Source organism: Nonomuraea sp. NPDC049269 (assembly GCF_043197155.1).
Lineage (GTDB): Bacteria > Actinomycetota > Actinomycetes > Streptosporangiales > Streptosporangiaceae > Nonomuraea.
In genome coordinates, this window is the sequence record NZ_JBICSO010000008.1 from 388,092 (window position 1) to 402,064 (window position 13,973).

Sequence of the window (13,973 nt, forward strand, 5' to 3'; positions counted from 1 at the left end):
GCCTCGACATCCCATGCGGCCAACCGGGAGACTTGGGGCGCAGACCGTAGGAGGAGATCATGAGCCGCCCCACGCGCCCATCGCGTTTCTGGGAGACCCTGGCCGTAGTGATCGTGAAACCACTGTCATGGCTCCTGATCAAGAAGGACTGGCGCAGGGGCGAGCGCATCCCCCGCACCGGCGGCGTGATCATCGCGGCGAACCACCTCTCCTGGACCGACCCCGTCCTGCTGTCGCACTTCCTCTACAACAACGGGCGCTGGCCGGTCATCCTGGCCAAGTCCGTGCTGTTCAAGGTGCCACTCCTCGGCCACGCCGTCCGCTCGCTGCGGGCCATCCCGGTCGAGCGGGGCAGCAACGATGCGGCCAAGTCGCTGAACGAGTCGTCGGCGCGGCTGAAGGACGGCGCCGCGATCTTCTTCTACCCCGAGGGCACCTGCACCAGGGATCCCGACCTGTGGCCCATGGTCGGCAAGACGGGCGCGGCGCGGCTGGCCCTGGCGAGTGGCGCGCCGGTGATCCCGGTGGCCCACTGGGGCGCGCAAGAGCTGCTGCCTTATGGGGACAAACGGCTCAGGCTGTTCCCGCGCAAGACGTTCCGCGTGATGGTGGGGCCGCCGGTCGACCTGTCGGCGTACACCGGCAAGCCGCCGGAGGCCGAGGTGTTGCGCGCGGCCACCCACGACATCATGATGGCGATCACCGCGCAGCTCGCCGAGCTGCGCGGGCAGAAGGCCCCTGAGGCTCCCTACGACCCAGCCGGGCGGTGACGGCATGACGAAGGTGGCCGTGTTCGGCACCGGTTCGTGGGGCACCACGTTCGCGATGATCCTGGCCGAGGCCGGCAACCGGACCGTGCTGTGGGGCCGCCGGCCGGAGCTGGTCGCGGGGATCGAGCGCAGCCACACCAACCTCGACTACCTGCCCGGTGTGGCGCTGCCCACCTCGCTGCGCGCGACGACCGACCCGGCCGAGGCGCTCGACGGCGCCGACTTCGTGGTGCTCGCCGTGCCGTCCCAGTCGCTGCGGCCCAACCTGGCCGCCTGGCGCGAGCACATCCCGCGCGACGCGGTCCTGGTCAGCCTGATGAAGGGCATCGAGCTCGGCACGACCAAGCGGATGAGCGAGGTCATCCGCGAGGTGGCGGGGGTGCCCGAGGACCGGGTCGCCGTCGTCTCGGGCCCCAACCTGGCCAAGGAGATCGCCCAGCGCCAGCCCGCCGCCACGGTCGTGGCCAGTGCGGACGAGGGCGTCGCCGCGCGGCTGCAGGACGTCTGCCACCTGCCGCCGTGGTTCCGCCCCTACACCAACACCGACGTGGTCGGCGTCGAGCTGGGCGGCGCGGTCAAGAACGTGATCGCGCTGGCCGTCGGCGTGGCCGCGGGCATGGGGATGGGCGACAACGTCGGCGCCATGCTGATGACCAGGGGACTGGCCGAGATCTCCCGGCTGGGCGCGGCGCTCGGGGCCGACCCGCACACCTTCGCCGGACTGGCCGGGATGGGCGACCTGGTGGCCACCTGCACCTCGCCGCTGTCGCGCAACCGCACGTTCGGCGAGAACCTCGGCCGCGGCATGACGCTCGCCGAGGTCATCGCCGCCACCAAGCAGACCGCCGAGGGCGTCAAGTCCTGCGAGTCCGTGCTCGAACTGGCCAGGAAGCACGACGTGGAGATGCCGATCACCGAGGTCGTCGTGGGCGTGGTGCATGACGGTATGTCGCCGAGCGAGGCCGGGATGCTGCTCATGTCCCGCTCGCCCAAGCCCGAGCGTTACGGCGTTTGAGTACGTGACCGCGCGCTTGACTCGCTGTCCTGGGTACGCGCCGGTAGATTCGGACGTCATGAGCAAGCCACGCGTCGCCGTCGTTTTCGGAGGTCGCAATTCCGAGCATGCCGTATCCCTCATGGGAGCCGGCAGCGTGCTGGAGGCGATCGACAGGAGCAAGTACGAGGTGATCCCCATCGGGATCGCCCAGGACGGCAGGTGGGTGCTGGCCGCGGCAGACCAGCGGTTCGCCATCGAGGCCGGCGAGCTGCCCGCCGTCGACACCACCGGCGCGGCCCTGGCGCTGCCGTCAGGCGGCAACTCGCTGGTGGCCTACGACCCGGGCAGCATCCCCGTCGAGCTGGGCGACGTCGACGTGGTCTTCCCCGTCATGCACGGCCCGTTCGCCGAGGACGGCACGATCCAGGGCCTGCTGGAGATGGCCGGGGTGCGCTACGTCGGCTCCGGCGTGCTGGCCAGCGCGGTGGGCATGGACAAGGCCCACATGAAGACGGTCATGGCCGCCGCCGGGCTGCCGATCGGGCGTTACGTGGTGGTACGCGAGCGTGACTGGCGGCTGGACCGTGACCGGGTGCTGAAGGAGGCCGAGGGGCTCGGCTGGCCGGTGTTCGTCAAGCCGGCCAGGGCCGGGTCGTCACAGGGCATCTCCAAGGCGCACGACCGGGCCTCGCTGGAGCGGGCGGTCGAGTTCGCCCGCGAGCACGATCCCAAGGTGCTCATCGAGGCCGCCATCGAAGGGCGCGAGATCGAGTGCGCGGTGCTCGAATCGCTCGGCGACGAGCCCGCGATCGCGTCGACGCCCGGCGAGGTCAGGGTCCAGGGCGGCCAGGAGTTCTTCGACTTCGAGGCCAAGTACTACCCCGACCAGATGTCGCTCACCGTGCCCGCCGACCTGCCGGAGGCGGTGGCCGAGGAGCTGCGGGCGATGGCCGTGCGCGCGTTCGAGGCGCTCGACTGCGAGGGGCTGTCGCGGGTCGACTTCTTCTACACGCCCGAGGGGGAGCTGGTCTTCAACGAGATCAACACCATGCCCGGGTTCACCTCGTTGTCGGTGGCGCCGCAGCTGTGGGCCGCTTCGGGGCTGTCCTACCCGGCGCTGGTCGACCGGCTCATCCAGCTCGCGCTGAACCGGTCACCCGGACTGCGCTGACACCTTGCCGATCGGCCCCGACAGGTCCGCGAGGACCGAGGGGGCCACGTGTGTGCCCGCGATCGTGACCTCGACATAGGCGGGGTCCGCGATCGCGGTGTACAGGGTCGGCCGGTCGGGGTCGGCGAACCAGCCCACGCCGTCGATCTCCTGCAGTGTGTCGGTCGGCGCCATCCGCGCGGGGCGCGGCACACCGCACCGGAGCGCGATCTCCGCCTCCCCCCAGACCGCCACGTACGGCGACGCGGGCGTGGACTCACCGCGTGGGGCGCCGTCGAGCGTCTTGGGCAGCCGCCCGGCCAGGCTCACGCAGGCCGCCGCCGCCTCGGCCGATGGCTTGGGCGGCTCCACCCGCACGGCACCGCCGCACCCGGCGAGGGCCAGCAGGGCGAGCAGGACAGTGGTGCGGCGCATGAACTAGATTTACCTCAGATGTGCACGATCGGGCACGTCAGCGTACGCGTGATGCCCTCCACGGCCTGAATCTGGGCGACCACCAGCTTGCCCAGTTCGTCGACGTTGTTGGCCTCCGCCCGCACGATCACGTCATAGGGGCCGGTGACGTCCTCCGCCTGTGTGACTCCCGGGATGCCGGAAATCTCGAGGGCCACGCTCGCGGCCTTGCCGACCTCGGTCTGAATAAGGATGTAGGCCTGCACCATTACGTCCTCCCGGGCGATTCGATCACGCCGAAGGGCCACCGTACCCTGTGTGCGTCAGGAGGTGCGTCATCACAGTCGGAGATCTCGGCGAATTCGGAGCGGTGTCTCGTATTTCCGGACGATTGCCGCAAGGTGCGACGGTGCTGCTCGGTCCCGGCGACGACGCCGCGATGGTCAGTGCGCCCGACGGACGCGTAGTGGTGTCTACGGATCTGCTACTCGAGGGTAGGCACTTTCGCCGCGATTGGTCCAGCGGGTACGACGTAGGTCGTAAAGCCGCAGCTCAGAACCTTTCGGATGTGGCTGCCATGGGGGCCGTGCCGACCTCCATCGTGGTCGGCCTGGGAATGCCCCCGGACCTGCCCGTCGAGTGGCTCGACGCGCTCGCCGACGGCTTCCGCGAGGAGTGCGCGGTGGTGGGGGCGAGCGTCGTGGGCGGCGACATCGCACGCAGCGAGCTGGTCGTCATCGGGGTGACCGCGCTCGGCGACCTGGGCGGCCGGGCGCCGGTGACCCGGTCGGGCGCGCGGCCGGGGCAGGTGGTGGCCGTGGCCGGGCGTCTCGGGTACGCCGCCGCGGGGCTGGCGCTGCTGGAGTCCGGGTGGGTGGCTTCGGAGGGGATGCCCCTCTCCCCGTCGCAGGAGGCGCTCTGGGAGGCCGTGGCCGCGCATCGGCGCCCGTGCCCGCCCTACTCCGCGGGACCCGAGGCGGCGGAGCTGGGGGCCGCCGCGATGCTCGACGTGAGCGACGGGCTGCTTCAGGACCTCGGGCACATCGCGGCGGCCAGTGGCGTGCGCGTCGAGCTGGACCCGGCCGCGTTCGTCGTGGGGGAGCCGGTGGCGGCGGCGGCCAAGGAGCTGGGGGCCGATCCGCTGGACTGGATCCTCGGTGGGGGCGAGGATCACGCGCTCGCGGCGGTCTTCCCCGCAGAGGTGGTGCTCCCGCCTTCGTGGCGGATCGTGGGAGAGATCATCGCAGGTCAGGGCGTGGTCGTCCGAGGCCGCGAAACTGGTCATGCCGGATGGGATCACTTTGCGTGACATTCTGGCGCGATTTGTGTAAGATTTGGCGGATTTGGGGTGTGACTACGGGGAATGTTGGGACAAAGCCGTAGTAAAGGTGTTATGAAGATTGGCGGCCACTGTAACCGGCAGAAAGGGCAGCCATATGGGCCGCCACGGCACAGGTGGATCCGACGACGAGGATGAATGGGGGGACGAGGGCTCCGACGACTCTCAGGACCTCAGGTTCACCACCGACCCCGCCGCGAGGTGGGCCGCCGTCCCGGATCCGACCGCCAAGAGCGCCTTCTGGGGCCCGGACGAGCAAGGGGCCGAGCCGCCAGGCTGGCCCTCGCCGCCGGACCAGGTCGAGGTGACGGGTCAGTGGGCACCGATGCCGCAACGGGAAGGCGGACCGGCCCCGGCCGGACCGGCTCCCGACGCACGGCCTGACCCGTTCGAGACGACGGGCGCGTTCGCGCCGCCGCCGCGGTCGAAGGCCGCGGGCAGGCCCCCGGAGTCGTCCTCCGAACCCGCGAGCGTGTTCACACGCCCGGAAGGCCCCGCAGGGAGCTTCACCCGGCCCGAGGGGGCTCCGGGTGCGTTCATGCGTCCCGAGGACTCCTTCACGCGGCCCGCAGGCCCTCCTGGGGGGCCGGGCGCGTTTCCGGAAGGGCCTACCGAGACCACGGGGGCCTTCCTACCCCCCGAAGGCGCGTTCAACCAACCGCAGCAACCTCCAGCGGGCGGCCCGAACCGTCAGGATGGGCCGTTCGAGACGACCGGCGCCTTCACGCGTCCGCAGTGGGACGTCCCCGGCCTCGCCGGGGAGCCTTCCTCGAACGAGACGCGTGACTTCAACGAGCCGTTCGGCGCCACCCAGGTCTTCGGCTCCAACGAGGCGTTCGGGCCGCCGCCGAACGACCCGCCCGCGCCGGGCGACATCAAGGTGTACGGCGCGCCGACCATGGTCGACGCGCCCACGCCCGCCTGGGCGGACAGTGGTGACAACGCCGACAACGGCTTCCTCGGCTCGGGCTGGTCCTCGGACGAGCCGCTCGACGAGCCGGAGCCGCGCCGGCGCCGCGGCCGCAAGAAGCCGGCCGCCGACCCCGACATGCTCGCCGCACCATCCAGTGGCGGGCGGGGCAAGGTGGCGCTGCTCTCGGTCGCCGCCGTGGCCGTCGTTCTGGGCGGCACCGTCGCCGGCGTCAAGTTCATGAGCTCCTCGGACGACCCGGCCAAGTGCGCCGGCGCCACCTGTGCCGCCGTACAGGTCTCGAACCAGCCCGGCCCGAAGGTCACCGAGTCGGCCCCGGAGGAGGAGCCTACGGAGGAGCCCTCCGACGAGCCGACCGAGAAGGAGAGCAAGCCCGCGGACACCCCGAAGCCGTCGGCCACGGTCAACGTGCACACGCCACGCCGTAGTGCCTCCCCGACACCGACGCCGACGCCGACCAAGACGAAGACGAAGGATCCGGTCAGGCCCACGAGAGAGCCGGTCGCGAGCCCCACGGAGAGCCTCACGGAGCCGACCGAGGAGTCCACGACGATCACCGACCCCAACACGGGCGCTCCCGTGGATCCCCAGTCCACCGTCACGACCAACCCCGCGGGCGGCCAGTCGGTGAGCCTGAACTTCGACGTGGTCAACCAGGGGCTCGTGGGTTACACCGCGCACCTGGACGTCGTCAACGCCTCCGCGGAGACGCTGCCGTCGCTCACGGTCTCCCTGCCCATTCGCGGCCGGGTCCTGGACGTGACGGGCGCCGGGTGGACGCAGGACGGCGATCAGCTGATCATCGATCTGTCCGAGTCGCTCGACACGGGCGGCTCCACCCAGCTGACGATCTCGGCCACGGGCCGCGGCGCCGCACCGGTGAACTGCGGCCTGGTCGGTGGGGAGTGCGCCGTCAACTAATCGGCCAGATGGTTGGATGGGCGATATGACGGTTACGACCCCTCCACGCGTGCTGACCGTCGCCGGATCCGACTCCGGCGGCGGCGCGGGCATCCAGGCCGACCTCAAGACCATGCTCGCCCTGGGCGTCCACGGCATGAGCGTCATCGCCGCGGTAACCGCCCAGAACTCGCTGGGCGTCCAGGGCTACTGGGAGCTGCCGCCCGAGGCCGTACGGGCGCAGCTCGACTCGGTGCTCGGCGACATCGGCGCGCAGTCGGTCAAGACCGGCATGCTGGCCTCGCCGGGACTGGTCGAGGTCGTGGCGGAGGTGCTCGGCGCGTACCCGGCGCCGGTGGTGGTCGATCCGGTGGGCGTGTCCAAGCACGGCGACCCGCTGCTGGCGCCCGAGGCCGTCGATACGGTCAGGACGCGGCTGCTGCCGGTCGCCACCGTCGTCACGCCCAACCTGTGGGAGGTCGAACAGCTCACCTCGGTCAAGGTCGAGGACGAGCACGGCCTGCGCCGCGCCGCGGACGCCATCCTGGAGCTGGGCCCCACCTGGGCCCTGATCAAGGGCGGTCACCTGCCCGGCGAGCCCGTGGACCTGCTCACGGACGGCACGAGCGAGTATCGCTTCTCGGCCCCGCGCCTGGACAACCGGCACACGCACGGCACGGGCTGCACGCTCGCCTCGGCGATCGCCGCCCGCCTCGCGCTGGGGGACGACGTGCCGACGGCGGTGGGCAAGGCGAAGGAGTACGTGACGGGCGCCATCGCCAGTGGTTTCCCGCTCGGCGACGGCATCGGCCCGGTCGACCACGCCTGGCGCTGGCGCTGAATCCGCCCCCGCCGTGCTCGACACCGAACATGGCGAAAGCCCGCCGCTCGGAACCGAGCAGGCGGGCTTTGGCGAAAGTCGGAACCGGCTAGCGGGTGACCTTGCCGGCCTTGATGCACGAGGTGCACACGTTGAGCTTCTTCGGCGTGCCGCCGATGACCGCGCGGACCGTCTGAATGTTGGGGTTCCAACGACGACGGGTGCGGCGGTGCGAGTGGGACACGTTGTTGCCGAAGGTCGGCCCCTTGCGGCAGACATCGCAGACGGAAGCCACGGTATCGCTCCTTAAAACAGTCGATGTAGCCCTGTCCGCTTGATGCTTTCCGGGCGAAGGGCATGCCGGGACACCCGGCCAGCCAGACGAGAATATCCGATCCGCACCACTGGGCGCGAACCCGAGCACTAGACGAGCCCAAATGCGGCGATATCCTCCTCCATGAACGGTAGCGCATGCTGGGAGGTCGGAGCGCGCAGATGGAGGTTCTCGACCCGCCCGCCGTACGCCGCTGGGCACGCCTGGCCACCGACGCGCTGGGCGGCGCCAGGGCGGAGATCGACGCGCTCAACGTGTTCCCGGTCGCGGACGGCGACACCGGCACCAACCTGCACCTGACCATGCTCTCCGCGGCCGAGGCGGTCGAGGCGCTGCCCGAGGACGTGGACGCCGCGGTGATGTGGCAGACGCTCTCGTACGGCGCGCTGATCGGCGCCCGGGGCAACTCGGGGGTCATCGTCAGCCAGGCGCTGCGCGGGCTCGCGGAGGTGCTGAAGGACGGCTCCGACCTGCGCGCCGGGCTGCTGCGTGCGGCCGGCCTGGCCAGAGAGGCCGTGGCCAGGCCGGTCGAGGGCACCGTGCTGAGCGTGCTGGAGGCCGCGGCGCGGGCCGTGCAGGAGGTGACGGGAGACCTCGCGGCGGTCGCGCGGCGGGCGGCCGGGGCGGCGCGCGCGGCGCTGCGGCGCACGCCCGAACAGCTCGACGTGCTGGCCCGCAGCGGCGTCGTGGACGCGGGCGGCGCCGGGCTGGCGATCATCCTGGAGTCGCTCGAACGGGTGATCACCGACTCCCACAGCGACCGCTACGACGTGCCCGCGCCGACCGCGCGGATCTCGCCGATGACCGAGGTGGGCGCCGGCTACGAGGTGATGTACCTGCTCGACGCCGACGACGACGCGGTGGCCAAGCTGCGCGCGGAGCTCGACGCGATGGGCGACTCGCTCGTGGTGGTCGGCGGCGGGGGCCTGTGGAACGTCCACGTCCATGTCGGCGAGGCCGGTCCCGCGGTCGAGGCGGCGCTGCGCGCGGGCCGGCCGCACCGGATCAGGATCACCTACCTGGCCGAGCGTACGCACCGGGCCAGCGCGGGCAGGGGAGTGGTGTCGGTCGCGGCGGGTGACGGGATCGCGGCGCTGTTCGAGGAGTGCGGCGCGGTGGTGGTGCGCCGTGATCCCGGTACGCGGCCCACGCTGCCCGCGATGCTGGCCGCCATCCGGGAGGCGGGCAGCGAGGTGACGGTGCTGCCGAACGACGAGGGCGCCGGGGCGGTGGCGACCGCGGCGGCCGAGATCGCCCGCGAGGACGGCGTCGTGGTCAGCGTGCTGCCCACCAGGGCGACCGTGCAGGGTCTGGCCGCGCTGGCCGTACACGATCCGCTGCGCCGCTTCGACGACGATGTGGTGGCCATGACGGACGCGGCCGGGCACACGCGCCACGGCCACCTGGTGGTGGCCGACCGCGAGGCGGTCACGAGCGCGGGCGTGTGCCGTCCCGGCGACGTGCTCGGGCTGATCGACGGCGACGTGTCGGTGATCGGCGAGACGCTGGAGGACGTGGCCACGCTCGTCGTGGACCGGATGGTGGCGGGCGGCGGCGAACTGGTCACCCTGGTCACGGGCGCCGACGCGCCGGTACGGCTGGCCGCGCACGTCGAAGCGCACCTCGGGGCCGGGAGGCCCGACGTGGACCTGGTCGTCTACGACGGAGAACAGGGCGGTTACCCGCTGCTCATCGGTGTCGAATGATTCCTGTCGGCCGCAAGCGGTAGAACATAGTCCCGTGAGCCGTTTCGACGAGCCCCTGACGAAAGCGCTCGACCCCAAGACCGCCAAGCTGCTGCACAGCGTGCTCGGCCTGGAGACGGTCGGCGACCTGCTGCGCCACTACCCACGCCGCTACGCCGAGCGCGGGGAGCTGACCTCGCTCGACGCGCTGGAGGTCGACGAGCACGTCACCGTGGTGGGCGAGGTCACCAGGCTGATGCGCAAGCCCATGCGCAACCGCGGCGGCACCTGGCTGGAGGCCGAGGTCGTCGACGGCGGGCGCAACAAGATCTACCTGGCGTTCTTCGGCAAGGGCTCGCACGTGGCCGAGTCGCGGCTCAAGCCCGGGCGGCGCGGCATGTTCGCCGGGAAGGTGGGCCTGTTCGGGTCCAGGACCAACCCGCGCTGGCAGCTGTCGCATCCGGAGTTCGAGCTGTTCGAGGAGGGCGAGGCGAGCGCCGAGGACTTCGCGGCGGCGCCCGTCCCGATCTATCCGGCGGGCAAGGATCTGACGCCGTGGGCGATCAGGCGGGCGATCGGCGTGGTCCTCGACACGCTCGGGCCCCTCGACGATCCGCTGCCCGCCTCGCTGCGGGCCCGTCGCGGGCTGGAGGAGCTGGGCGAGGCGCTGGTGGCCATCCACCGGCCGAAGGACTTCGCCGACATGCAGCGGGCGCGCAAGCGGCTGAAGTTCGACGAGGCGTTCGTGCTGCAGGCCGTGCTGCTGCAGCGCAGGCAGGCGGCGACCGCGTGGCCCGCCAGGCCGCGCCCCCGGCGCGCCGACGGCCTGCTGGCCGACTTCGACGGGCGGCTGCCGTTCACGCTGACCGAGGGGCAGGCGCTCGTCGGCGAGGAGATCGCCGCCGACCTGGCGCTTGAGCACCCCATGCACCGGCTGCTGCAGGGCGAGGTGGGCGCGGGCAAGACCGTGGTGGCGCTGCGCGCGATGCTGCAGGTGGTCGACGCGGGCGGCCAGGCCGTGCTGCTGGCGCCCACCGAGGTGCTGGCCCAGCAGCACCACCGCTCGATCAGCGGCATGCTGGGCGACCTCGCGCAGGGCGGCATGTTCGGCGGCACGGCCGTCACCCTGCTCACCGGCTCCATGGGCGCCGCCGCGCGCAGGTCCGCGCTGCTCGACGCCGCGTCCGGCACCGCGGGCATCGTGGTGGGCACGCACGCCCTGCTCCAGGAGCACGTCCAGTTCGCCGACCTGGGGCTGGTCGTGGTCGACGAGCAGCACCGGTTCGGCGTGGAGCAGCGTGACGCGCTGCGCGAGAAGGCCGGCGGCGGACGTCCGCACGTGCTGGTCATGACCGCCACCCCGATCCCGCGCACGGTCGCCATGACGGTCTTCGGCGACCTGGAGGTCTCGACGCTGTCGCAGCTGCCCTCGGGCCGGGCGCCCATCACCACTCACGTCGTGCCCGCCGCCGAGAAGCCGCACTTCCTGGAGCGCACCTGGGAGCGGGTCCGCGAGGAGGTGGCACTCGGGCGGCAGGCCTACATCGTCTGCCCCCGCATCGGCGATCTGGAGGGCGACGAGGGGGACCTGGAGGCGCCGCCGTCGTCCGACGAGGAGCGGCGCCCGCCGCTGGCCGTCCTCGACGTGGCCGAGCTGCTCTCCGAGGGGCCCTTCCACGATCTCCGGCTGGGCGTCCTGCACGGCAAGCTCCCGCCGGAGGAGAAGGACGCGATCATGCGCGCCTTCACCCGCGGCGAGCTCGACGTCCTCGTCGCCACCACGGTCATCGAGGTCGGCGTGGACGTGCCCAACGCCTCAGTCATGATCATCATGGACGCCGACCGCTTCGGCGTCTCCCAGCTCCACCAACTCCGCGGCAGAGTAGGCCGCGGCGGCCTCCCCGGCCTCTGCCTCCTGATCTCCGATTTCCCCGAGGGCACCCCCGCCCGAGCCCGCCTGGCGGCGGTGGCGGCCACCCTGGACGGCTTCGAGCTGTCCCGCGTAGACCTCGAACAACGCCGCGAGGGCGACGTCCTGGGCGCGGCCCAGTCAGGCAAGCGCTCGTCCTTGAAGCTGCTCCAACTCCTCCGCGACGAGGACGTCATAGAAACAGCGAGAGAAGACGCTTCGGCCCTCCTGGCAGACGACCCAAGGCTGACCTCGAACGACGCCCTGCGCGCGGAGATAGATCGTCTACTGGCAGACGAAAAAGCGGAGTACCTGGAGAAGACCTGAGTCCACGGAATCCGAGTAAGAATCGCACGTAACGGCGCCCGGCCATGTGCGGGTTCAGCGGCCGTTTTCCTGGAGGCCCTCAGCCACGTATGGCGGGTGGCGGCCGACCCGGCCGTGCCGTAAAAACAAAAAAAGCCCTTGAATTTGATGTTGATAGAGTTCCCAGCCGCGGGGACGGCCTCCCCCCGAATGCCGTCCCCGGCTGGGCCCACCCTCGGGTCAGGTGCCGAGGGAACCGGCGTGCGGAAGGGCTCACGATCACGCCGGTCGGCCTTCAACTGGGTCACCTTGAAGGCCGCAGGACCCATCATGCGAGACCCTCCCCACGATGGGAATCACCCTTGCGTACTCGAGGCCGACACTTGTCCACTCTTGACCTGCGTGGACATGCGGAACAATGGCCCGCATGACTCGGATCATCGCGGGGAGCGCGGGTGGCAGGCGGCTGGCCGTGCCGCCGGGGCGCGGGACGAGGCCGACCAGTGACAGGGCGCGAGAAGGGATCTTCTTGACTCTCGACTCCCTGTACGGGCTGGAGGGGGCCCGGGTGATCGATCTGTACGCGGGTTCGGGGGCCGTCGGGCTGGAGGCGCTGTCCCGGGGGGCGGAGTGCGCGGTGCTCGTGGAGTCCGACCCGAAGGCCGTCCGGACGATCAAGGCGAACGTCGAGGCGCTGGCGCTGGACGGGGCCCGGGTGGTGGCCGACAAGGTGGAGCGGTTCCTGGCCAAGCCCGAGGACGGTGGATACGGGATAGTTTTCGCGGATCCTCCCTATGCCGTCACCGACAGTGAGGTCACACGTGTGCTGGAGTCCCTGCGCGACAACGGCTGGTTGGCCGATGGGGCTTTGGTGGCGTTCGAGCGGGAAAGCAGGGGAAAGTCCCTCGTGTGGCCTGAAGGCTACGTTGAGGAGAGGGTCCGTCGCTACGGCGAAGCGTCCGTTTGGTACGGTCGCGCCGCCGGGAACCCGTAGACCTGGGGAGGCGTCTTGCGCCGCGTTGTCTGCCCGGGGTCGTTCGACCCCATCACCAACGGTCACCTTGACATCATCGGCCGGGCCGCCCGGCTGTATGACGAGGTGACCGTGGCAGTGCTCATCAACCTCGAGAAGAGCGGCCTGTTCACGGTCGACGAGCGGATCGAGGTCCTGCACACCGTGACCAAGGAGTACGCGAACGTCAAGGTCCAGAAGTTCCATGGCCTGCTCGTGGACTTCTGCAAGCAGAACGACATCCCCGCGATCGTCAAGGGGATCAGGGTGGTCAGCGACTTCGACTACGAACTGCAGATGGCGCAGCTCAACTACCGGTTGTCCGGGGTTGAGACGCTGTTCATGCCGACGAATCCCGAATACTCTTTCCTGTCCTCCAGCCGGGTCAAAGAGATCGCTCGATACGGTGGTGACGTGTCCGGATTGGTGCCTGACCTGGTCCACGAGCTCCTCATCGAGCGGCTCAGGAGCTGACGCCGACCTGCTATCCTTTCATTTCGGCCTTGTACGACGGCGATAATTTCGCCATGCCTAGCGAGAGCAGATGACTCAGCACCTCGACCCCCGCTCCCCTTGGGTGATCTCCACTCACGACCTGGGTAGGCGACCGGGCTCGATGAAGCGGATGACCCTGTCCCTCCCGGCACCGGTGGATCTCGGCGTCAACATGATCGGTGTCCCCAAGGACGCCGAAGTCGAGCTGGATCTCCGGCTCGAAGCAGTGATGGAAGGCGTGCTCGTCTCGGGCACGGCGCAGGCCCCGCTCGCCGGGGAGTGCGCGCGGTGCCTGGACCCGGTCACCTCGGAGATCGAGGTCGACCTGCAGGAGCTGTTCTTCTACTCCGACGAGGACGCCTCGGAGGAGGATTCGCTGCTCGACGGCGAGCTGCTCGACCTCGAGCCGACGTTCCGCGACGCGGCGGTGCTCGCACTGCCGCTGAGTCCCGTCTGCGGTGAAGACTGCGCGGGTCTCTGCACGGAATGCGGGGTCAAGCTGGCCGAGGCCGGCGATGATCACCGGCACGAGAAGATCGACGCCCGATGGGCGTCGTTGCAAGGTCTGGTTACCGAGAACGATAACGATCAGGAGAAGTGACGTGGCCGTCCCGAAGCGAAAGATGTCGCGGAGCAACACCCGCGCCCGTCGCTCCCAGTGGAAGACGACTGCTGTCGCCCTGGTGAGCTGCCCGCAGTGCCGTTCGCCGAAGCAGCCGCACATCGCGTGCCCGACCTGCGGCACCTACAACCGCCGTCAGGTGATCGAGCCGTCCGCCTGATCGCACCGCCTGGTGAGCGGACCGTGACCGCTCAAAGGGTTGACGCACTGCCGACCGGGTGCCATGGTGCCCCGGTCGGCGTTACCGTCTGACGCGTGCGGTGGCGGTTCGCCCGCGGCCGTGGTGGAC

General features: G+C 70.6%; 15 protein-coding genes. 12 read left to right on the top strand and 3 right to left on the bottom strand.

Features of this window, described 5'->3' with window-relative positions; all coding sequences use genetic code 11:
• Window positions 1–59 precede the first annotated feature (59 nt).
• Genes ACGFNP_RS41305 through ACGFNP_RS41315 form a run of 3 tightly spaced genes read left to right on the top strand, consistent with a single transcriptional unit; the run spans window position 60 to window position 2,938 of the window.
• Window positions 60–770, top strand: a complete 711-nt coding sequence (locus ACGFNP_RS41305) for a lysophospholipid acyltransferase family protein (protein WP_358323140.1) — start codon at window positions 60–62, stop codon at window positions 768–770.
• Between the two features lie 4 nt (window positions 771–774).
• Window positions 775–1,785, top strand: a complete 1,011-nt coding sequence (locus ACGFNP_RS41310; protein WP_214636947.1) for an NAD(P)H-dependent glycerol-3-phosphate dehydrogenase — start codon at window positions 775–777, stop codon at window positions 1,783–1,785.
• Window positions 1,786–1,843: 58 nt separating this feature from the next.
• On the top strand, window positions 1,844–2,938 hold the full coding sequence (locus ACGFNP_RS41315) for a D-alanine--D-alanine ligase family protein (protein WP_358323138.1): 1,095 nt from the start codon (window positions 1,844–1,846) through the stop codon (window positions 2,936–2,938).
• On the opposite strand, the gene ACGFNP_RS41320 is transcribed toward ACGFNP_RS41315, so the two are convergent.
• A complete protein-coding gene (locus ACGFNP_RS41320; RefSeq protein ID WP_393328208.1) occupies window positions 2,921–3,352 on the bottom strand; it encodes a DUF3515 domain-containing protein in 432 nt (143 codons plus the stop codon). The two genes, ACGFNP_RS41315 and ACGFNP_RS41320, sit on opposite strands and share 18 nt — an antisense overlap.
• A 14-nt stretch (window positions 3,353–3,366) precedes the next feature.
• Window positions 3,367–3,600, bottom strand: a complete 234-nt coding sequence (locus tag ACGFNP_RS41325; RefSeq protein ID WP_219530137.1) for an Lrp/AsnC family transcriptional regulator — start codon at window positions 3,598–3,600, stop codon at window positions 3,367–3,369.
• A 47-nt stretch (window positions 3,601–3,647) separates the two neighbouring features.
• On the opposite strand from ACGFNP_RS41325, the gene ACGFNP_RS41330 reads away from it, so the two are divergent.
• The 3 genes from ACGFNP_RS41330 (at window position 3,648) to thiD (ending at window position 7,342) form a co-directional block, all read left to right on the top strand.
• Window positions 3,648–4,640, top strand: a complete 993-nt coding sequence (locus ACGFNP_RS41330; protein ID WP_358323134.1) for a thiamine-phosphate kinase — start codon at window positions 3,648–3,650, stop codon at window positions 4,638–4,640.
• Between the two features lie 91 nt (window positions 4,641–4,731).
• On the top strand, window positions 4,732–6,522 hold the full coding sequence (locus tag ACGFNP_RS41335; RefSeq protein WP_393328212.1) for a hypothetical protein: 1,791 nt from the start codon (window positions 4,732–4,734) through the stop codon (window positions 6,520–6,522).
• Between the two features lie 16 nt (window positions 6,523–6,538).
• A complete protein-coding gene (gene thiD / locus ACGFNP_RS41340; protein ID WP_358323128.1) occupies window positions 6,539–7,342 on the top strand; it encodes a bifunctional hydroxymethylpyrimidine kinase/phosphomethylpyrimidine kinase in 804 nt (267 codons plus the stop codon).
• Between the two features lie 88 nt (window positions 7,343–7,430).
• On the opposite strand, the gene rpmB is transcribed toward thiD, so the two are convergent.
• The gene (rpmB, locus tag ACGFNP_RS41345; protein WP_049556934.1) at window positions 7,431–7,616 is read right to left on the bottom strand and encodes a 50S ribosomal protein L28; all 186 of its coding nucleotides are present in this window, start codon (window positions 7,614–7,616) and stop codon (window positions 7,431–7,433) included.
• A 200-nt stretch (window positions 7,617–7,816) separates the two neighbouring features.
• On the opposite strand from rpmB, the gene ACGFNP_RS41350 reads away from it, so the two are divergent.
• The 6 genes from ACGFNP_RS41350 (at window position 7,817) to rpmF (ending at window position 13,844) form a co-directional block, all read left to right on the top strand.
• Window positions 7,817–9,361 (top strand): DAK2 domain-containing protein, encoded by a 1,545-nt coding sequence (locus ACGFNP_RS41350; RefSeq protein ID WP_393328215.1) that lies wholly within the window; start codon window positions 7,817–7,819, stop codon window positions 9,359–9,361.
• 34 nt (window positions 9,362–9,395) lie between these two features.
• A complete protein-coding gene (gene recG, locus ACGFNP_RS41355) occupies window positions 9,396–11,576 on the top strand; it encodes an ATP-dependent DNA helicase RecG (protein WP_358323123.1) in 2,181 nt (726 codons plus the stop codon).
• 406 nt (window positions 11,577–11,982) lie between these two features.
• Window positions 11,983–12,549: a 16S rRNA (guanine(966)-N(2))-methyltransferase RsmD gene (gene rsmD / locus ACGFNP_RS41360; protein ID WP_358323120.1), complete on the top strand. Its 567-nt coding sequence runs from the start codon at window positions 11,983–11,985 to the stop codon at window positions 12,547–12,549.
• 15 nt (window positions 12,550–12,564) lie between these two features.
• The gene (coaD, locus tag ACGFNP_RS41365; RefSeq protein WP_219530151.1) at window positions 12,565–13,041 is read left to right on the top strand and encodes a pantetheine-phosphate adenylyltransferase; all 477 of its coding nucleotides are present in this window, start codon (window positions 12,565–12,567) and stop codon (window positions 13,039–13,041) included.
• Window positions 13,042–13,216: 175 nt separating this feature from the next.
• Window positions 13,217–13,663 (top strand): YceD family protein, encoded by a 447-nt coding sequence (locus tag ACGFNP_RS41370; protein ID WP_358323117.1) that lies wholly within the window; start codon window positions 13,217–13,219, stop codon window positions 13,661–13,663.
• A 1-nt stretch (window position 13,664) separates the two neighbouring features.
• Complete coding sequence (rpmF, locus tag ACGFNP_RS41375; protein ID WP_033409409.1) at window positions 13,665–13,844, top strand: 50S ribosomal protein L32; 180 nt, start codon at window positions 13,665–13,667, stop codon at window positions 13,842–13,844.
• Window positions 13,845–13,973 lie beyond the last annotated feature (129 nt).